The organism is Paraburkholderia sp. PAMB 6770, from assembly GCF_057748135.1.
Map to the genome: position 1 here is coordinate 3,432,954 of NZ_CM173238.1, position 18,055 is coordinate 3,451,008.

General features: G+C 67.2%; 16 protein-coding genes and 1 tRNA gene. 5 read left to right on the forward strand and 12 right to left on the reverse strand.

Annotated elements, in window-relative coordinates:
- Positions 1–4 precede the first annotated feature (4 nt).
- Positions 5–1,492 (reverse strand): Asp-tRNA(Asn)/Glu-tRNA(Gln) amidotransferase subunit GatA, encoded by a 1,488-nt coding sequence (gene gatA, locus AC3AP7_RS15525; RefSeq protein ID WP_475767686.1) that lies wholly within the window; start codon positions 1,490–1,492, stop codon positions 5–7.
- Positions 1,493–1,640: 148 nt separating this feature from the next.
- On the reverse strand, positions 1,641–1,940 hold the full coding sequence (gene gatC, locus AC3AP7_RS15530) for an Asp-tRNA(Asn)/Glu-tRNA(Gln) amidotransferase subunit GatC (RefSeq protein ID WP_475767684.1): 300 nt from the start codon (positions 1,938–1,940) through the stop codon (positions 1,641–1,643).
- Between the two features lie 401 nt (positions 1,941–2,341).
- Between gatC and AC3AP7_RS15535 the strand changes: the two genes are divergently transcribed.
- The 5 genes from AC3AP7_RS15535 to rodA all read left to right on the forward strand — a co-directional run bounded on the left by AC3AP7_RS15535 (position 2,342) and on the right by rodA (position 8,795).
- Positions 2,342–3,385, forward strand: coding sequence for a rod shape-determining protein (locus AC3AP7_RS15535; protein ID WP_004189550.1), 1,044 nt, complete (start codon positions 2,342–2,344; stop codon positions 3,383–3,385).
- Between the two features lie 167 nt (positions 3,386–3,552).
- Positions 3,553–4,656, forward strand: coding sequence for a rod shape-determining protein MreC (mreC, locus tag AC3AP7_RS15540; protein ID WP_475767681.1), 1,104 nt, complete (start codon positions 3,553–3,555; stop codon positions 4,654–4,656).
- On the forward strand, positions 4,653–5,165 hold the full coding sequence (mreD, locus tag AC3AP7_RS15545; RefSeq protein WP_475767679.1) for a rod shape-determining protein MreD: 513 nt from the start codon (positions 4,653–4,655) through the stop codon (positions 5,163–5,165). The genes mreC and mreD overlap by 4 nt, the downstream gene beginning before the upstream one ends.
- A 141-nt stretch (positions 5,166–5,306) precedes the next feature.
- Positions 5,307–7,643, forward strand: a complete 2,337-nt coding sequence (mrdA, locus tag AC3AP7_RS15550; RefSeq protein WP_475767677.1) for a penicillin-binding protein 2 — start codon at positions 5,307–5,309, stop codon at positions 7,641–7,643.
- Between the two features lie 3 nt (positions 7,644–7,646).
- Positions 7,647–8,795 (forward strand): rod shape-determining protein RodA, encoded by a 1,149-nt coding sequence (gene rodA, locus AC3AP7_RS15555; protein ID WP_475767675.1) that lies wholly within the window; start codon positions 7,647–7,649, stop codon positions 8,793–8,795.
- A 67-nt stretch (positions 8,796–8,862) separates the two neighbouring features.
- Here the strand turns inward: rodA and AC3AP7_RS15560 are convergent, their stop codons facing one another.
- From AC3AP7_RS15560 to rsmB, 10 genes are all read right to left on the reverse strand, one after another.
- Complete coding sequence (locus tag AC3AP7_RS15560; protein ID WP_475767672.1) at positions 8,863–9,573, reverse strand: tetratricopeptide repeat protein; 711 nt, start codon at positions 9,571–9,573, stop codon at positions 8,863–8,865.
- On the reverse strand, positions 9,570–10,352 hold the full coding sequence (locus AC3AP7_RS15565) for an HpcH/HpaI aldolase family protein (protein ID WP_475767669.1): 783 nt from the start codon (positions 10,350–10,352) through the stop codon (positions 9,570–9,572). The genes AC3AP7_RS15560 and AC3AP7_RS15565 overlap by 4 nt, the downstream gene beginning before the upstream one ends.
- 151 nt (positions 10,353–10,503) lie before the next feature.
- Positions 10,504–10,947: a 6-carboxytetrahydropterin synthase QueD gene (gene queD, locus AC3AP7_RS15570; RefSeq protein ID WP_475767900.1), complete on the reverse strand. Its 444-nt coding sequence runs from the start codon at positions 10,945–10,947 to the stop codon at positions 10,504–10,506.
- Between the two features lie 9 nt (positions 10,948–10,956).
- A complete protein-coding gene (gene queE / locus AC3AP7_RS15575) occupies positions 10,957–11,589 on the reverse strand; it encodes a 7-carboxy-7-deazaguanine synthase (protein WP_475767667.1) in 633 nt (210 codons plus the stop codon).
- A gap of 66 nt (positions 11,590–11,655) precedes the next feature.
- Positions 11,656–12,387 (reverse strand): 7-cyano-7-deazaguanine synthase QueC, encoded by a 732-nt coding sequence (gene queC, locus AC3AP7_RS15580; RefSeq protein ID WP_475767665.1) that lies wholly within the window; start codon positions 12,385–12,387, stop codon positions 11,656–11,658.
- A 336-nt stretch (positions 12,388–12,723) separates the two neighbouring features.
- Positions 12,724–12,799: transfer RNA gene (locus AC3AP7_RS15585), tRNA-Phe, on the reverse strand.
- A gap of 86 nt (positions 12,800–12,885) precedes the next feature.
- Positions 12,886–13,575, reverse strand: a complete 690-nt coding sequence (gene esaR / locus AC3AP7_RS15590) for a response regulator transcription factor EsaR (protein ID WP_475767664.1) — start codon at positions 13,573–13,575, stop codon at positions 12,886–12,888.
- Positions 13,576–15,993 (reverse strand): sensor histidine kinase, encoded by a 2,418-nt coding sequence (locus AC3AP7_RS15595; RefSeq protein WP_475767661.1) that lies wholly within the window; start codon positions 15,991–15,993, stop codon positions 13,576–13,578.
- Positions 15,983–16,573 carry a DUF4390 domain-containing protein gene (locus tag AC3AP7_RS15600; protein ID WP_475767658.1) on the reverse strand — a complete coding sequence of 197 codons (591 nt, stop codon included), beginning with the start codon at positions 16,571–16,573 and terminating at the stop codon, positions 15,983–15,985. The genes AC3AP7_RS15595 and AC3AP7_RS15600 overlap by 11 nt, the downstream gene beginning before the upstream one ends.
- Positions 16,570–17,988 (reverse strand): 16S rRNA (cytosine(967)-C(5))-methyltransferase RsmB, encoded by a 1,419-nt coding sequence (gene rsmB / locus AC3AP7_RS15605; protein ID WP_475767656.1) that lies wholly within the window; start codon positions 17,986–17,988, stop codon positions 16,570–16,572. The genes AC3AP7_RS15600 and rsmB overlap by 4 nt, the downstream gene beginning before the upstream one ends.
- Positions 17,989–18,055: the final 67 nt, after the last annotated feature.

Here is an 18,055-nt window from a genome sequence, read left to right on the forward strand (position 1 = left end):
CTGTTCACACTCCTGCCGGCGCCTGGCGATGCCAGTCGGTCACGCGCTGGAACGCGTCGGCCACCTGCAGCATGCGCGCCTCGTTGAAATAGTTGCCGATGATCTGCAGTCCGACCGGACGCTGCGCATTCGCGCCCGCGCCGAAGCCGCACGGCACGCTCATGCCGGGCAGCCCGGCGAGACTCACCGACAGCGTGTAGATATCGGCCAGGTACATCTGCACCGGGTCGTCGCCCTTCGCGCCCAGGTCCCAGGCGACCGACGGCGCCACCGGCCCCATGATCACGTCGCACTGGCTGAAGGCCTGCTGGAAGTCCTGCGCGATGATGCGGCGGATCTTCTGCGCCTGCAGGTAGTACGCGTCGTAATAGCCATGCGACAGCACATAGGTGCCGACGAGAATGCGCCGCTTCACCTCGGGGCCGAAGCCCTCGGCGCGCGACTTCTTGTACATGTCGAGCAGGTCGCGGTACGCGCCGGCGCGATGGCCGTAGCGCACGCCGTCGAAGCGCGACAGGTTCGACGACGCCTCGGCCGGCGCGATCACGTAATAGACCGGAATCGACAGTTCGGTCTTCGGCAGCGACACCTCGACGAGCGTCGCGCCGAGCGCCTCGTACTGCCGCAGCGCGGCGTCGATCGCGGCGCGCACGTCGTCGGCGAGGCCGGCGCCGAAATACTCCTTCGGCAGGCCGATGCGCAGTCCGGCAAGCGGGCGGCCCGGCTCGCCCGCCGTCCACGGCGTGCCCAGATGGCGCGTGTAGTCCTCGTTCTCGCGCTGCAGGCTGGTCGAGTCGCGCTCGTCGAAGCCGGCCATCGCGTTGAGCAGCAGCGCGCAGTCGGCGGCGCTCTGCGCCATCGGGCCGCCCTGGTCGAGCGACGACGCGAACGCGATCATCCCGTAGCGCGACACGCGGCCGTAGGTCGGCTTGATGCCGGTCACGCCGGAGAAGGACGCGGGCTGGCGGATCGAGCCGCCGGTATCGGTGCCGGTCGCGGCCGGCGCGAGGCGCGCGGCGACCGCCGCCGCCGAGCCGCCGGACGAGCCGCCCGGCACCGCCCGACGGTCCCACGGGTTCTGCACCGGACCGAAGTGGGAGTTCTCGTTCGACGAGCCCATCGCGAACTCGTCCATGTTGGTCTTGCCGACGCACACCATGCCGGCGCGGCCCAGACGCTCGACCACGGTCGCGTCGAACGGGCTCGCGTAGCCGGCCAGCATCTTCGAGCCGGCGGTGGAGTGCCAGCCGCGCGTGACGAACACGTCCTTGTGCGCGACCGGCAGACCGAGCAGCGCAGCGGAGTCGCCGCGCGCGAGCCGCGCGTCGGCCGCGCGCGCCTGCTCGAGCGTGAGGTCCGCGTCGACCTCGATGAACGCGTTCAGGCTGCCGGCGGCTTCGATGCGCCGCAGATACAGTTGCGCCAGTTCGACGGCGGAGCACGCCTTCGCGGCAAGCGCGGCGCGCAGTTCGGTCAGACTTTTTTCATGCATTGTGTAGTTCCTGGAGAGCGCGGCAGCCCGGCGGGCCTGACCGCAAGGGCCTGGGAGACCCGGCGCCGCACCGGCGCGGCAGTCCCCCGGCCGCCGGCACTGCGGGCGCCGCGGCAGCGGTAGCCGCCGCGGCGCACCGGCGCGGCCGCTATTCGATCACCTTCGGCACCAGATACAGCCCGTCCTGCACCGCGGGCGCGACGCGCTGATACGCGTCGCGCTGCACGGTTTCGGACACGACGTCCTCGCGCAGGCGCAGCGCGACGTTCTCGATCTGCTCGATCGGATGCGCGAGCGGTTCGATGCCCGCGGTGTCGACGGCCTGCATCTGCTCGACGAGGCCGAAGATTTCGTTGAGCTGCGCAAGCGTGTGCCCGGCTTCGGCGTCGGCCAGTTCGAGCCGCGCGAGATGCGCGATGCGTTTAACATCGGTCAGGGTCAGAGCCATGCATTCACCGGAAAAGAATCGCGGACCGTCACAGCGCGGAAAAACAATGCTGTAACAGCAAGTTACGACGCTGGAGGCGGCCCTCGAAAAAGGGGCCAGCGGCGGCGAAAAGTGCCGACCGTTTCCTTCAAAACAGGCAAAATTATAAGGTATCATTACGCGTTCGACCCAAACCCGGACCGACTTACCCAAGCCTTTCTGGTTCTTTCTGGCTCATTCGCTGGTCATTTCGCCCACGCGATCGCGAGCCGGATACCCGGCCTGGGCCCGGCCTCCGGTAAATTCCCTCGCAGCTTCGGGCCCCTGTTGCGCCGCATCCGCCAGACCGAGGCTGTTATTTTTTCCGCTGCCGCCCTGCGTCACCTTTGCGAGGGCCGGCCCCCAGCGAGACAGGATTTTGAATGTTCGGTTTTTTGCGCAGCTACTTTTCCAACGATCTGGCGATTGACCTCGGCACCGCCAACACGCTCATCTACATGCGCGGCAAGGGCATCGTCCTCGACGAGCCGTCGGTGGTGTCCATCCGCCAGGAAGGCGGCCCGAACGGCAAGAAGACCATTCAGGCAGTCGGCAAGGAAGCCAAGCAGATGCTCGGCAAGGTGCCCGGCAACATCGAGGCGATCCGCCCGATGAAAGACGGCGTGATCGCCGACTTCACCGTCACCGAGCAGATGATCAAGCAGTTCATCAAGACGGCGCACGAGTCGCGCATGTTCTCGCCGTCGCCGCGCATCATCATCTGCGTGCCGTGCGGCTCGACCCAGGTCGAGCGCCGCGCGATCAAGGAAGCCGCGCACGGCGCCGGCGCCTCCCAGGTGTACCTGATCGAAGAGCCGATGGCCGCGGCCATCGGTGCCGGCCTGCCGGTCTCGGAAGCCACCGGTTCGATGGTGGTCGACATCGGCGGCGGCACGACCGAAGTCGGCGTCATCTCGCTCGGCGGGATCGTCTACAAGGGGTCGGTGCGGGTGGGCGGCGACAAGTTCGACGAAGCGATCGTCAACTACATCCGCCGCAACTACGGCATGCTGATCGGCGAACAGACCGCCGAGGCCATCAAGAAGGAAATCGGCTCCGCGTTCCCGGGCTCCGAAGTCAAGGAAATGGAAGTGAAGGGCCGCAACCTGTCGGAGGGCATTCCGCGCAGCTTCACGATCTCCAGCAACGAAATCCTCGAAGCGCTCACCGACCCGCTGAACCAGATCGTGTCGTCGGTGAAGATCGCGCTGGAGCAGACGCCGCCGGAACTCGGCGCGGACATCGCCGAACGCGGCATGATGCTCACCGGCGGCGGCGCGCTGCTGCGCGACCTCGACCGCCTGCTCGCCGAGGAAACCGGCCTGCCCGTGCTCGTCGCCGAAGACCCGCTGACCTGCGTCGTGCGCGGCTCGGGCATGGCGCTCGAACGCATGGACAAGCTCGGCAGCATCTTCTCGTACGAGTAAGCGAGAGCGCTTCGCCATGCCAGCTGCGCGGGTCGGACGGCTAACCTGCTTCGGTCGGTCCCGTCCGTGCCGCGCCCGTCGTGCGCGGGCTTACCCGGCCGCCGCGCGCTGAGCGCGCCATTGCGCGCCGACGTCTCACCCAACCGCTCACGCCCCCGGCGCCGACCATGGAATACAGTCCGCCGCCCCTGTTCAGACAAGGTCCGTCCGCGCTTGCGCGGCTGATCTTCTTTGTGCTGCTCGCGCTCGCCCTGCTGTTCACGGACGCGCGCTTCAAGACGCTCGAAATCGTCCGCGGCGTGCTCGGCGCGGGCCTGTACCCGCTTCAGCGCGCCGCGCTCGTGCCGCGCGACCTCGTGCTGGGCGCGGCCGATCTCGCGGTCACGAGCGCCACGCTGCGCAACGAGAATGCGGCACTGCACAAGCAGAACCTGCAGTTGTCGCTCGCGGCAAATACGAACGCGCAACTGCTCGCCGAAAATGCGCAATTGCGCTCGCTGCTGCAGCTGTCGCAGCGCATGACCACCCAGTCGACCCCGGCCGAGGTGCAATACGACACACGCGATCCGTTCACGCAGAAGGTGATCATCGGCCGCGGTTCGCGACAGGGCATCCAGGACGGCTCGCCGGTCGTCAGCGAGAACGGCGTGATCGGCCAGGTGACACGCGTCTTCCCGATGCAGGCCGAAGTCACGCTGCTCACCGACAAGGACCAGGCGGTGCCGGTGGAAGTGCTGCGTACCGGGCTGCGCAGCGTCATCTACGGCACCCCGAAGGGCGACTCGCTCGATTTGCGCTTCGTGCCGATCAGTGCCGACGTGGTCGCAGGCGACGAACTCGTGACGAGCGGCCTCGGCGGCACCTATCCGCCGGGCCTCCCGGTCGCGAAGGTCGTGCGCGTCGACAAGCAGGCGGACACGGCGTTTGCGCGCGTCGTCTGCGTGCCGGTCGCGATGGTGCGCGGCGCGCGCCAGGTGCTCGTGCTGCATTACCAGGACACCGAACCGCCGCGCCCCGCCGACGCACCGGATGCGGCGAGCGCCGCGAAGGCGGCGAAGGCCGCGAAAGCCGGCAAGTCCAACGGCAAGAATGGCAAAGGCGGGAAAAGCAGTAAAGGCGTAGCGCAGGCGAAAGGCACGGCGCACGGCGTCGCCGCGGCGTCCACGCCGGCTGCCGCGGGCGCGGCGGCCGAGCCGAAGCACGGCGCCGGCGCGCCGCCGCACGACGCCGCGCATGCAAAGCCCGCGGCCGCGCAGGGAGGCCAGCCATGAACCGTCCGCAATATATCCTGCAGCCGGTCAACCCGTACTTCATCGCCTTCAGCCTGGCCGCCGCGTTCCTGCTGAACCTGATGCCGTGGGGCCGCCTGATCGGCATTCCCGACTTCGTCGCGCTCGTGCTGCTGTTCTGGAACGTGCATCAGCCGCGCAAGGTGGGCATGGGGATCGCGTTCGTGCTCGGCCTGCTGATGGACGTCCACAGCGCAAGCCTGCTCGGCGAGCACGCGCTCGCCTACACGCTGCTTTCGTACGGCGCGATCACGATCCACCGGCGCGTGCTGTGGATGCCGATGGGCGTGCAATTGTTCGCGGTGATGCCTTTATTCGTGATTGCGCAACTTGTACCGTTCGTGATCCGTCTACTGATGGGAGCGGCGTTCCCTGGCTGGGGCTACCTCGTCGACGGCTTCGTCGAAGCCGCGCTGTGGCCCATTGCGAGTGTGCTGCTGCTGATGCCGCAGCGCCGTCCGGCCGATCCGGACGACACGCGCCCCATATAGTGCCGCGCGCACGGCGAGCCCCGCGTTGAACACGCCGAGCCGACCTATTCAGGGGCGCCGCACGCCACGCCGTCTCGCCGGACCCGGCCCCGGCGCGCCTTTTCCGATGACCGCGCCGCAGCCCTTTGACGTATCGCACGCATGACCGAATTCAAGGACACCCAGCAACAGCTCACGAAATTCCGCCTGCGGGTTGCAGCCGCCGGCCTGTTCGTGTTCGTCTGCTTCGGGCTGATCGCCTTCCGCTTCCTGTATCTGCAGGTCTGGCACTACAGCAAGTACTCGCTGGAGGCCGACGAGAACCGCATCTCGGTCGCGCCGATCGTGCCGAACCGCGGCATCATCATGGACCGCGACGGCGTCGTGCTCGCGAAGAACTACTCGGCGTACACGCTGGAGATCACGCCGTCGAAGCTCGATGCGCCGCTCGAAACCGTGATCGACGAACTGTCGTCCGTGGTGACGATCGACACGCGCGACCGGCGCCGCTTCAAGAAGCTGCTCGAAGACTCGAAGAATTTCGAAAGCCTGCCGATCCGCACCCGGCTCACCGACGAGGAGGTCGCGCGCTTCACCGCGCAGCGCTACCGCTTCCCCGGCGTCGAGGTGCGCGCGCGGCTGTTCCGCGAATATCCGCTCGGCACGACGGCCGCGCACGTGATCGGCTACATCGGCCGCATCTCGCAGCGTGACCGCGAGCGCATCCAGAAGATCAGCGACGAGAACGACAGCGATCCGGATCACTACGATCCGCGCCTCGACGCGAACAACTACAAGGGCACCGACTACATCGGCAAGATCGGCGTCGAGCAGAGCTACGAAACCGAACTGCACGGGCTGACGGGCTTCGAGGAGGTCGAGGTCACGGCGGGCGGACGCCCGGTGCGCACACTGTCGCGCACCCAGGCGACGCCGGGCAACAACCTCGTGCTGTCGCTCGACATCGGCTTGCAGGAAGTCGCCGAGCAGGCGTTCACCGGCAAGCGCGGCGCGCTCGTCGCGATCGAGCCGTCGACCGGCGACGTGCTCGCATTCGTGTCGGCGCCGAGCTTCGATCCGAACCTGTTCGTGGACGGCATCGACCAGCAGACCTGGGATGCGCTGAACAACTCGCCGGATCACCCGCTGCTGAACCGGCCGCTGCGCGGCACCTATCCGCCCGGCTCGACCTACAAGCCGTTCATGGCGCTCGCCGCGCTGGCGCTGCACAAGCGCACGCCGAGCTGGGGCTTCCAGGATCCGGGCTACTACATGTTCGGCGGCCACATGTTCCGCAACGACGTGCGCTCGGGCCAGGGCTGGATCGACCTGAACCGCGCGATCGTCGTATCGAACGACACGTACTTCTACATGCTCGCGCACGACCTGGGCGTCGACGCGATCGCCAAGTTCATGAAGCCCTGGGGATTCGGCCAGCTGACCGGCATCGACATCGCGGGCGAGGCGAAGGGCATCCTGCCATCCACCGAATGGAAGCGCACCGCCTATCACAAGCCCGACCAGCAGCGCTGGTACGAAGGCGAGACGATCAGCCTCGGCATCGGCCAGGGCTACAACTCGTTCACGATCCTGCAGCTCGCGCACGCGGTGGCCACGCTCGCCAACAACGGCATCATCATGAAGCCGCACCTCGTGAAGGAGATCGTCAACCCGATCACCCATCAGGTGCGCATGACGGTGCCGAAACCCGAGGGCCGCATCGACGTCCCGCAGCAAGACTTCGACATCGTGAAGCGCGCGATGGTCGGCGTGGTGCAGACCGGCACCGCGTCGAAGGTGTTCGTCGGCGCGCCGTACCAGGCGGCCGCGAAGACCGGTACCGCGCAGGTGTACTCGCTGCAGGGCGCCAACTATCACGGGCATGCGGTCGCCGAGCGACTGCGCGACCACGCGCTGTTCATCGCGTTCGCGCCCGCCGATCATCCGAAGATCGCGGTCGCACTGATCGTCGAGAATGGCGGTTGGGGCGCGGAGACCGCCGGCCCGATCGCGCGCCGCGTGATCGACTACTACCTCGTGGACCGCTTCAAGCCCGGTGTCGAGGCGGCCGCCGTCGCCGCGGCCGCCTCGGCCACCGAGGGCGCATCCGGCCCGGTGATCGGCGACGCCGCGGGTTCCGGCGCGGCCGCGCAGCCGATCTCGATCGCTTCGGGCTTCGTCGCGCTGCCCACGCCCGTCGTCGCGGCGCCGGCCAACGCGTCGGGCGTCGATGCCGCCTCGGGTATCGACGCGGCATCGGGTGCCGTGCCCACGCCGATCTTCGTGCCCACGCCGGCATCGCCCGGCGCGGCGGCCTCCGCTGCGCCCGGCGCCGCGTCCGCGCCGAAGCCCATTCTGATTCCGCGTCACCGGGGGCCGCATCGTCCGCTTCCGCCCGCCGCACACGCGGCCAGTGCCGCCGCAGACTCGCGCGGCACGCGGCTCGCGACCCCGTCCCCCCGCCAGCCGGATACCGGCGACACGGCGGCCAAGGAGTAAGGCATGCAATTCGACAAGCGCGCCGTGCTCGAGCGCATCAGGCACCTGTTCGCGGGGTTCGACCGCCCGCTCGCCCTCGCGGTGTTTCTGCTGATGTGCGTCGGCATCGTGACGCTGTACAGCGCCACGCTCGACATGCCCGGCAAGGTCGAGGAACAGTTGCGCAACATCATGATCACGTTCGTGCTGATGTGGGCGCTCTCCAACGTACCGCCCAACACGCTGATGCGCTTTGCCGTGCCGCTCTATACGTTCGGTATTGCGATGCTCGTCGCGGTGGCGCTGTTCGGCCTCACGCGCAAGGGCGCGAAACGCTGGATCAACGTCGGCGTCGTGATCCAGCCGTCGGAAATCCTGAAGATCGCCACGCCGCTGATGCTCGCCTGGTACTATCAGCGGCGCGAGGGCGTGATGCGCTGGTACGACTTCGTCGTCGGGCTGCTGATCCTCGCGGTGCCGGTCGCACTGATCGCGAAGCAGCCCGACCTCGGCACCGCCGTGCTGGTGCTCGCGGCGGGGCTCTTCGTCATCTACTTTGCCGGGCTCAGCTTCAAGCTGATCGTTCCGGCGCTGATCGCCACCGTGATCGCCGTGGGCGCCATCGCGACGTTCCAGGACAGGATCTGCCAGCCGCAAGTCCAGTGGCCGCTGATGCACGACTACCAGAAACACCGCATCTGCACGCTGCTCAACCCGGAATCGGATCCGCTCGGCAAGGGCTTCCACACGATCCAGGCAGTCATCGCGATCGGCTCGGGCGGCGCGCTCGGCAAGGGCTGGCTCAAAGGCACGCAGGCGCATCTGGAGTTCATCCCCGAAAAGCATACCGACTTCATCTTTGCGGTGTTTTCGGAGGAGTTCGGGCTCGCCGGCGGCATCGTGCTGCTCACGCTCTACATGGCGCTGATCGCGCGCGGACTCTATATCGCGGCGAACGGCGCCACGCTATTCGGCCGCCTGCTGGCGGGCTCGCTCACGATGGCCTTCTTCACCTACGCGTTCGTCAACATCGGGATGGTGAGCGGCATCCTTCCGGTGGTCGGCGTGCCGCTCCCGTTCATGAGCTATGGGGGGACCGCGCTCATCACGCTGGGCATCGCGACCGGGCTGATCATGAGCGTCGGTCGCCACAAACGTCTGATCCAGAGCTGACACGGCAAACGAACAGGGGCGCGACAGCGCCCCTGTTTCATGCTCGCGTGCGCCGCGCGGCGCCGCTTCACTGCGGCTTGGCCTGATGCTCGCTGCGCAACTCCGCGCTGAGCGCCTCGAACTTCAGCCGCGCGACCGGGTCGCCCTGCGCGGCGGCCGCCGCGTAATAGGCGCGCGCGACGTTCAGGTTCTTCGTCACGCCGTCGCCGCCGCGTTCGTAGAACGAGCCGGCCACGTATTGCGCAGTCATGTCGCCGGCCTGTGCGGCCTTCCTGTACCACAGAAACGCCTGATGGTTGTCGCGCGGCGTGCCGCGGCCGTCGAGGAACTGGTTCGCGAGCGCCAGTTCCGCCAGCACATGCCCCTGCCGCGCCGCCTTCAGAAACCAGCGATGCGCTTCGGCCGGATCGCGGGCGACGAAATCGCCATCGTCGTACATCTTGCCGTACACGTATTGCGCGTGAGACATGTTCGCGTCGGCCGCCTTGCGCAGCCATTTCTTGCCTTCTTCGACGTTCGCGGGCGTCCCTTCGCCGTTCAGCAGCATCATCGCGTAATCGAACTCGGCGAGACGATTGCCGCGCAGCGCCGCCTTGTGGAACTCGGCGAGCGCGGAGATCACGTTGCCGGCGTTGTAGTCGGCGATCGCGGTTTCCGTTTCCGGATCGTCGGCCTTCGACGGGCCGTTTTGCGCGGCCGCACTCGCCGCCGCCGACAGCCACACGCCGGCGGCCGCCGCCACGGCCAGACGCCGCACCTGTCGCACCCTGCTTCTCATGACCGCACCTCCTGCAACGCCTGACGGGTCGCCCGCAACAGCCAGATCACGTCGGCTGCGAGCGCAATGAAACGGAATCCGGCTTCGCGCGCCTGCCGCGCCGACGCGGCATCCATCGCGAAGGTACCGGCTGCGATGCCGACGTTTTGCGCAGCGGCAACGATACGGCGCACGGCCTCCTGCACCTCCGGATGCTTCGCGTCGCCGAGGTGGCCGAGACTGGCCGCCAGATCCGACGGCCCGACGAACAGGCAGTCCACGCCCGGCGTCGCCGCGATCTGCTCGACCTGCTGCACCGCGCGCGCGGACTCGATCTGCACGATCGTCGCGATCTGTGCGTTCGCCGTCTGCACGTAGTCGCGGCGCATCCCATATGCGCCGGCGCGCACCATGCCCGCGACGCCGCGCAGGCCATCCGGCGTTTCCGCGCCCGGGTAGCGGGTGAGCCGCACCGCGTGCGCGGCCTCCTCGGCCGACTCGATGTTCGGGAACATCACCGTGCGCGCGCCCGCGTCGAGCACACGCTTGACGAGCCACGCATCGCTCGCCGGCACGCGCACGACCGGCTCGCCCGGCAAATGCGCGGCCGCGATCGCGCGCAACTGGCCGGTGACGTCGCCGCTGTCGTTCGGCGCGTGCTCCATGTCGATCAGCAGCCAGTCGAAGCCCGCATGCGCGAGCGCTTCGGCCGCGCTGTCGCTGCCGAGCGACAGCCACAGCCCGTACAGCGGCTCCGCTTCGCGCAGACGCGTCTTGAGAGGATTGGTGAAGGTGCTCATCGCCGCGCTCCGGGGCGACGCGGCGCGCCGTCCGCGATGCGGCAGGAAGCGCGGGCGCTGCGCGCAGGGTGCGCGCGGCGCGGTTCGGTGGCCGGCATGTCTCGCTCCGCTAGTGGTTGCGACGATCATACCGTGACAATAACGCGCGCGTTCAGTCGCGTGTCACGTCCGCCCAGCAGTTCGGCGTTTCGTACAGGCGCACTCTGGCGAGGCGCAGATTCACGCCGTAATGGGCGTCGTAGACGTTCGCCAAGATCGAAAAGGCGGCGGCGGCCAGATTCTCGACCGTCGGAATGCGGTCGAGCACGACCGTCTTGTGGCCCGGCATTGCGTCGAGGAAGCCCCGCACCTGGGTGTCGCCCTCGTAGACCAGAAACGCGTGATCCCACTTGTCGACGAGGTGCTCGACTGCGAGCGCCTTCACGTCTGCGAAGTCCATCACCATGCCGCGGTCCGGCGCGCCTTCCGTCTCGACGAGATCGCCCTGCAACGTGATTTCGAGCACGTAGCGATGCCCGTGCAGGTTGCGGCACTGGCTGCGGTGGTCGGGGATGCGGTGGCCCGCGTCGAATTCGAGTTTTCGGGTAATCGTCAGCACGGCAAATCAGGGAATGTTCAGGTACTTGTGAGTCTGCATCGACAGGCGCCATTGCGGATGCCGTTTGCACCAGTCGATCGCGAGCCGGGTATTGATGTCGCGCGACGGACCGTCCATCGGCTGCACGAGGAAATGATCGAAGTCGAGCGCCGCATAGTCGGCGAGCCGCTGGTTGTCCTGCGGCACCACGACCTTCAGCTCGTTGCCCTTCGTGACGACGAGCGGCGCGTCGGCCTTCGGGCTCACGCAGATCCAGTCGATGGTCGCCAGCACCGGCAGCGAGCCGTTCGTTTCGATGGCGATTTCGAAGCCGGCATCATGCAGAGCGTCGACGAGCGGCTGATCCATTTGCAGCATCGGCTCGCCGCCGGTGCAGACCACGAAACGCCGGCCCTCGCCTTGCGGCCACAGCGAGGCGATCTGCGCCACGAGTTCCGCCGCATCGCGGAATTTGCCGCCGTTTTCGCCGTCGGTGCCGACGAAATCCGTGTCGCAGAAGCGGCACACGGCGTCCGCGCGATCGTCCTCGCGGCCCGACCACAGATTGCAGCCGGCAAACCGGCAGAACACGGCCGGGCGGCCGGCGTTCGCGCCCTCGCCCTGCAACGTATAGAAAATTTCCTTGACCGTGTACGTCATGCTGCTGTCTTTGGGCGCCGTGCGCCGTTGTGCCTCGTTCAGTGGTGTGCCGCTCGCGTGCGGCAATCAGGCGGGCTGCGCGATCTTTTCGCCGGCGAGATAGGCCTCGTAGCCGCGCTTGCGCAAACTGCAGGCCGGACATTCGCCGCAGCCGAAACCCCAGTCGTGCAGTTCCGCGCGCTCGCCGACATAGCAGGTGTGCGTTTCAATCCGGATCAGCTCGACCAGCGCGTCGCCCCCCAGCTCATGTGCGAGACGCCAGGTATCGGCCTTGTCGATCCACATCAGCGGCGTCTCCAGCACGAAACGCGTATTCATGCCGAGATTGAGCGCCACCTGCAGCGCTTTCATCGTGTCGTCGCGGCAATCCGGATAGCCGGAAAAATCGGTTTCGCACATGCCGCCCACGAGGACACGCAGGCCGCGCCGATAGGCGATCGCCGCGGCGATCGTCATGAACATCAGGTTGCGGCCCGGCACGAACGTGTTCGGCAAGCCGTTCGCGGTCGCTTCGATCTGGATTTCGCGCGTCATCGCGGTGTCGCTGATCGAACCGAGCACCGACAGGTCGATCAGATGATCGTCGCCGAGCCGGTCCGCCCACTGCGGAAACGCGCGCACGATGGCGTCGCGAAACCCCTCGCGACATTCGAGCTCGACGCGGTGCCGCTGACCGTAATCGAAGCCGAGCGTCTCGACCGTTTCATATCGTTCGAGCGCCCAGGCGAGGCACGTGGCCGAGTCCTGGCCGCCGGAAAACAGCACCAGAGCGCTACTCTTGGCGTCTTTGCGGATCACCGTGAAACTCCGAGAATGAGGGGGCCGTGACGCGCGGCGCGGCACGGACCGGCGCCACCGCCGGCTCATGCAGTATAGGCCGCGGCCCATGCACGGAGCGTCGCCACCGCTTATACCGCTGATCGCCGTTCGTGCGCTTCGCACCCGCCACGCCTGCCCCGCTTGTCCCGGCCGGATCGCCTGCGCGAAACGAAAAAGGACTTGTCGGGAATCTGCGCAAGTCCTTGAACTGTCGCGATTTTATCATGCACGACACAGCGCTGCCGGCGACACGCACGCGACCCCGCCAGAAACAGAAAAGCCCCAGGAATCTTGCGAGTTCCTGGGGCTGAATTCTGGTGGCCTGGGGCGGAATCGAACCACCGACACGCGGATTTTCAATCCGCTGCTCTACCAACTGAGCTACCGGGCCAACGAAGAAGAAAGAGTATAGCAAACAGTTTTCACCGACTCAAGCCCCGTTGCCGATGTTTTGCCGCGCGGCCGGCCGGTGTTCCGTCAATCGCCCTTGTTCTTGCCCAGGTCGACGCCGAGCTGCTTCAGCTTGCGGTACAGGTGCGTGCGTTCGAGCCCGGTCTTCTCGGCCACGCGCGTCATGCTGCCGTTCTCGCGCGCGAGGTGATACTCGAAGTACGCGCGTTCGAACGCATCGCGCGCGTCGCGCAGCGGGATGTCGAACGAGATCGACGCGGCCTGTGCGGCGAGCGCGCCGCCGCCCGCGCCGTCGGCGGGCAACAGCGGCAGCGCGGCGGCCGAGGCCACCGCCGACGCGCTCGTCTGCAACGCCGGCTTGGCGGCCGCCCCTGACGGCGCCGGCGCCGGATTGCCGCGCGCGAGTCCCTGTTCGACGGCCTTCAGCAGCTTTTGCAGCGCAATCGGCTTCTCCAGAAAATTCAGCGCACCGATTCGCGTCGCCTCGACCGCGGTGTCGATCGTCGCGTGACCGGACATCATGATCACGGGCATCGTCAGCAGGCCTTGCGCGGCCCATTCCTTCAGCAGCGTGACGCCATCGGTGTCGGGCATCCAGATGTCGAGCAGCACCAGGTCGGGCGCCTGGCGCAGGCGGTATTCGCGCGCCTCGTACGCGTTCTCCGCCAGCTCGACGGCGTGCCCTTCGTCGCTCAGGATCTCCGAGAGCAATTCCCGGATGCCCATTTCATCGTCTACCACCAGGATGGTTGCCATTTACGCTGCCCTTGTCTGCACTGTTGCTTTTGTCGTTCCCTGCGACGTGCCGCCCTGCCCCGGACGCGGTCCCGCACCGGGCGCCGCGTCGTCTTCCGCCAGTTGAAGAAAGAGGATCGAAATCTGTGCTCCCTCGATCACGTCGCCCGCCTTCAGGCGGTTGCGAATGTCGATGCGCGCGCCGTGTTCGTCGACGATCTTCTTGACCATCGCCAGTCCCAGCCCTGTTCCTTTGGCCTTGGTCGTCACGTATGGTTCGAACGCACGCGTGAGGATACGCGTAGGGAAGCCGGGTCCGTTGTCAGAAACTGTCAGACGCACGGCGACGCGCACCTTTCCTTCCGCGTCGGGATCGCCATATTCTACTGTCCGCGTTTCCAGCAGCACACGGGGCTGCGCGGCCTCGGCCACCGCGTCCTGAGCGTTCTGCAGCAGGTTGTGAATCACCTGACGCAACTGCGTTGCGTCGCCGCGGATCACCGGCAACGTCGCGAGTTCCACGCGAATCGGGCTCTTGCCTTCCTCGATGCCGTACAGCGTGAGCACCTCGCTCACGAGTTCGTTCAACTGCAGATTCGCCAGCACTGCGGGCGGCGTGCGCGCGTAGTCGCGAAAGCTGTCGACCATCTGCTTCATTGCCGCCACCTGATTGACGATCGTGGTCGCGCCGCGCTTGAGCACGTCCGCGTCGCCCGGTGCGAGCTTGTCGGCAAGCTTCATCTGCAGCCGCTCGGCGGACAGCTGGATCGGCGTGAGCGGATTCTTGATCTCGTGCGCGAGGCGCCGCGCAACCTCGCCCCACGCAATCGAACGCTGCGCGGAGATCACGTCGGAGATGTCGTCGAACACGACCACGTAGCCGGACGTCTGCACGTCCTCGGTCTCGTGGCCGACGCCCGCCACGAGGCGCGCGCCGCGTACCAGCAGCGTAAGCGGCTCGGTTTCGCCCGGCACCTGCACCGAGAACTGCTGCTGCCAGTGGCCGCGGTCGTCCTGATCGTCGCCGCCGCCGGCCGCTTCGCGATCGGCAAACGCCTTGCGCACCATCGTGCCGAACTCGTTGAGCACCGCGATGTGTTCGAGCGGCGCGCCGAGCGCGGCCTGAAACGGCTGGCGAAAAATCCGTTCGGCGCCGCGGTTCGCGGTAGTGAGACGGAACTGCCGGTCGAACACGAACACGCCCGCTGTCAGGTTCGCGAGGATGCTCTCCAGATAGGACTTCGAATGCTCGAGCGCGACGCGGTTGCGCTCGACCGCCGCGCGCGCTTCGGAAAGCTGGCGCGTCATTGCATTGAACGCCTGGGTGAGAAAGCCCAGTTCGTCGCGCGATTTGATTTCGCGTTTCGGCGTGTAATCGCCTTCGGTCACTTCCTTCGTGCCCTGCGCAAGCAGGAACAACGGCCGCGCGAGCTGATTGCCGAGCGCGAGCGCAAGCATCATTGCAATGAAGGTTGCGAGAAACAGCGCAAGCGTGAGCGTGCCGATGTACATCTTGCGCAGGCCGGTGCGGCCGAGCGCCTTCTCCTGATACTCGCGATACGCGCGCTGCACGGCGTCGGCATTGCGTGCGAGCGACGGAGAAACGGGCTGCGTCAGTTGCAGGAAGCGCTCGGTCGGCCGCAGCAGCGACGAGTTCGTATCCGGGATGCGCTGCACGACGCGCAGCCGCAGCGCGCCGCGCATGCCGCTCGCGTGCGGGTCGCCGTCCACCTCGCCTTCGATCGCCGCAAAACCGCGGCCGCGCGCCTGCTCGATCATCATCGGCGTCGGCAGGTCGTTCGGCACCAGCGACACATAGTTGCCCGACGCTTCCGCGACCACGTGCATCTCGGGTGCGGCGCCGGACATGCTGCGCACCGGCTCGACGATCGTCGCATCCTGCACGCCGAACTGGTCGCGCAGGCGCAGCAGCGTCAGCGTCGTGCCGGCGGCATCGGACGTGGCGAGCTGCTCGGCCATCAGGCGCGCCTTGTTCTGCAAATCCGACAACGACGCATCGAGCATGCCGCGGCCGAGATTCAGCCCCGACGTCAGCGCGGTCTCGACATTGACGTCGAACCACGACTCGATACTGCGCGACACGAACTGGTACGACACGACGTAAATGATGCCGCCCGGCACCACGCCGACGAGCGCCATGAAGAACGCGAGCTTCGCGAGCAGCCGCGTGCCGAACTTGCCCTTGCGCAACCGGTAGATGATGATCAGCACGAGCGTCGTCACGATCATCAGGAAGATCAGCGCGACGGCGACGTTCGCCGCGTACAGCCACTGGTAGTAGCGGTCGAAGAACTCGGTGTTGGCGCTCGCCGCGGCGAGCAGCACCAGCAGCAGGACGGCCGTGACCGCCACCGTCGACACCAGCACACGCACGACGATGCTGCGCAGACTCGTGGTGCCGCGCACTCTATTTAGCACGTTCGGTCACCGTGAAGGTAAAGCGCTTCCAGTCGGAAGCGAGGTTCCAGTCGCGGTTGTTGACCGCGTCGATCTGGAACGGCTTGGGCATCAGCGCGATGTCGAGCTGCATGCGCACCGAGGCTGTGTACGTTTCGCCGTCCTGCACCTGGTTGCGGTCGATCACGTGCCACGAGGTGACATGCTGGATCACCGCGAGCGCGTCTTTCAGCGTGCTGAAGCCTAGCTGCAGGCCGCCGGTCGAGACGCGGTACTCGCGCGTAAGCGGCTGGAACGAGAGCCGGTAGCTTTGCGATACGCTGACCGGCTGCTCGTCGAACCAGTACCAGCGCGGACGGGTCAGCTCGAAATCGGTGGTGAAGTAGAGCGGAATGCCCTTGTTGACGGCATCTTCGAGGCTGCTGTTCAGCGCGAAATCGAATTGCGCATCGAGACTCCAGCCGGTGCCGTCAGCCTGCAGCGACGCGCGCTGCACCGAGATCGAATCGGCATGCGCTGCGTCCGGCGCGCCCAGCCAGAAAGCGAGCGCCATCCAGAGCACGGCGACGAGCCGAAGCGGGAAGAAGCGTTTGAAGGTCACCGTTTCTGAAAGCGCGCGTAGAAAAATCCGTCGTGGTCTGCGTGATCGCCGTTGCCCGCGTCGGCGCGCAGGCCGTCCGGAGCATCGGCGGGCGCGCGAGCCGCTACGGGCAATAGCTGCCCCGGCGCGTCCAATCGTACCGCATCCTGGTACTGGTTTCCAAACCACTGCGCCTGCAACTCGCCCTCTTCGGGAAAGATCGAGCACGTAACGTAAAGCAACTCGCCGCCTGGCTTCACGAGCGGCCAGAGCGCCGCGAGGATCCGGCGCTGCTCGGCGACGAGCGCGGCGATGTCGCTGGCGCGCCGCAGCCAGCGGATGTCAGGATGACGCCGTACGATACCCGATGCCGAGCACGGTACATCCGCGAGGATGCGGTCGAACGGCCGGTCGAGCGCGTCATGCCATTTCGCCGGCGTGCCCGCGTCGCCGATGCGGACCTCGGCGCTCAAGCCGAGGCGCCGCAGGTTTTCGTCGATGCGGCGAGCCCGCGTCGCGTCGCTTTCGAGCGCGACCAGTTCCAGACTGGCCCGCTCGAGCAGATGACAGGTCTTGCCGCCGGGCGCGGCGCACGCGTCGAGGACGCGCATGCCGTCGTGCGCGCCAAGCCACTGCGCCGCGAGTTGCGCGCCCGCATCCTGCACCGAGACGATCCCTTCGCCAAAGCCGGGAAGACGGTCGACCGGCATCGGCGTCGCGAGCCTCACGCCGTCTTCGCCGGCGCGGGCCGCATCGATATGGTGTTCGCGCAGCAGTTGCAGGTAGGCGTCGACGGTGGAGCGCCGCGCATTCACGCGCAACGTGAGCGGCGCGTGCGTGTTGCCGGTGTCGAGCACGGCCTGCCAGCAGTCGGGCCACGCGCGGCGCACGGCGTCAATCCACCACGCCGGATAATTGCAGCGCGCGACTTCGTCGGCGCCCGCTTCGGCGAGCAGGTTGTCGCGCTCGCGCAGGTACTGCCGCAATACCGCATTGACGAGCCCTTTCGCGAAACTGAACTCGCGCCGCGCGGCGATCGCCCGCACCGCCTGGTCGACGACGGTGAACGGCGTATAGCCGGGCGCTCCGCCGAGGAGCGTCAGCGCGCACGCCAGCAGGTTGGCGACATGCGGCGGCGGCGGCTTGCGGACCAGTCTGGCGATGATCCAGTCTGCCGTGGCAAGCCAGCGCATCGTGCGATAAGCGATGTCCTGCACCGCGCCGCGCGCAGCCGCCGCGCTGCCCTCGGGGGCGGACACGAAGACCGACTGCAGCGCGGCGGGCAGTGCGGAACCGAGCCGCACCGCACCGACTGCCTGGGCGGCGCAATCGAGTGCAAAGCCGAGCGATTCCGGCGCGAGATGCAGCACCGACAGGCGCGATTCGCGCGCGCGGGGTACGGAAGAAGCGGGATGCGTGACAGGCTTTGAAGTCATGAAGGGCGGGGCCTCGGCGCGCAGCGCGCGCAACGCAAACGCCACATTGTAGCGTGGCGCGCCGGGC

Bases quoted from the DNA above. Each gene is read 5' to 3' on its own strand.
- gatA (WP_475767686.1), bottom strand. From the start codon at position 1,492: ATGCATGAAAAAAGTCTGACCGAACTGCGCGCCGCGCTTGCCGCGAAG.
- gatC (WP_475767684.1), bottom strand. From the start codon at position 1,940: ATGGCTCTGACCCTGACCGATGTTAAACGCATCGCGCATCTCGCGCGG.
- AC3AP7_RS15535 (WP_004189550.1), top strand. From the start codon at position 2,342: ATGTTCGGTTTTTTGCGCAGCTACTTTTCCAACGATCTGGCGATTGAC.
- mreC (WP_475767681.1), top strand. From the start codon at position 3,553: ATGGAATACAGTCCGCCGCCCCTGTTCAGACAAGGTCCGTCCGCGCTT.
- mreD (WP_475767679.1), top strand. From the start codon at position 4,653: ATGAACCGTCCGCAATATATCCTGCAGCCGGTCAACCCGTACTTCATC.
- mrdA (WP_475767677.1), top strand. From the start codon at position 5,307: ATGACCGAATTCAAGGACACCCAGCAACAGCTCACGAAATTCCGCCTG.
- rodA (WP_475767675.1), top strand. From the start codon at position 7,647: ATGCAATTCGACAAGCGCGCCGTGCTCGAGCGCATCAGGCACCTGTTC.
- AC3AP7_RS15560 (WP_475767672.1), bottom strand. From the start codon at position 9,573: ATGAGAAGCAGGGTGCGACAGGTGCGGCGTCTGGCCGTGGCGGCGGCC.
- AC3AP7_RS15565 (WP_475767669.1), bottom strand. From the start codon at position 10,352: ATGAGCACCTTCACCAATCCTCTCAAGACGCGTCTGCGCGAAGCGGAG.
- queE (WP_475767667.1), bottom strand. From the start codon at position 11,589: ATGACGTACACGGTCAAGGAAATTTTCTATACGTTGCAGGGCGAGGGC.
- esaR (WP_475767664.1), bottom strand. From the start codon at position 13,575: ATGGCAACCATCCTGGTGGTAGACGATGAAATGGGCATCCGGGAATTG.
- rsmB (WP_475767656.1), bottom strand. From the start codon at position 17,988: ATGACTTCAAAGCCTGTCACGCATCCCGCTTCTTCCGTACCCCGCGCG.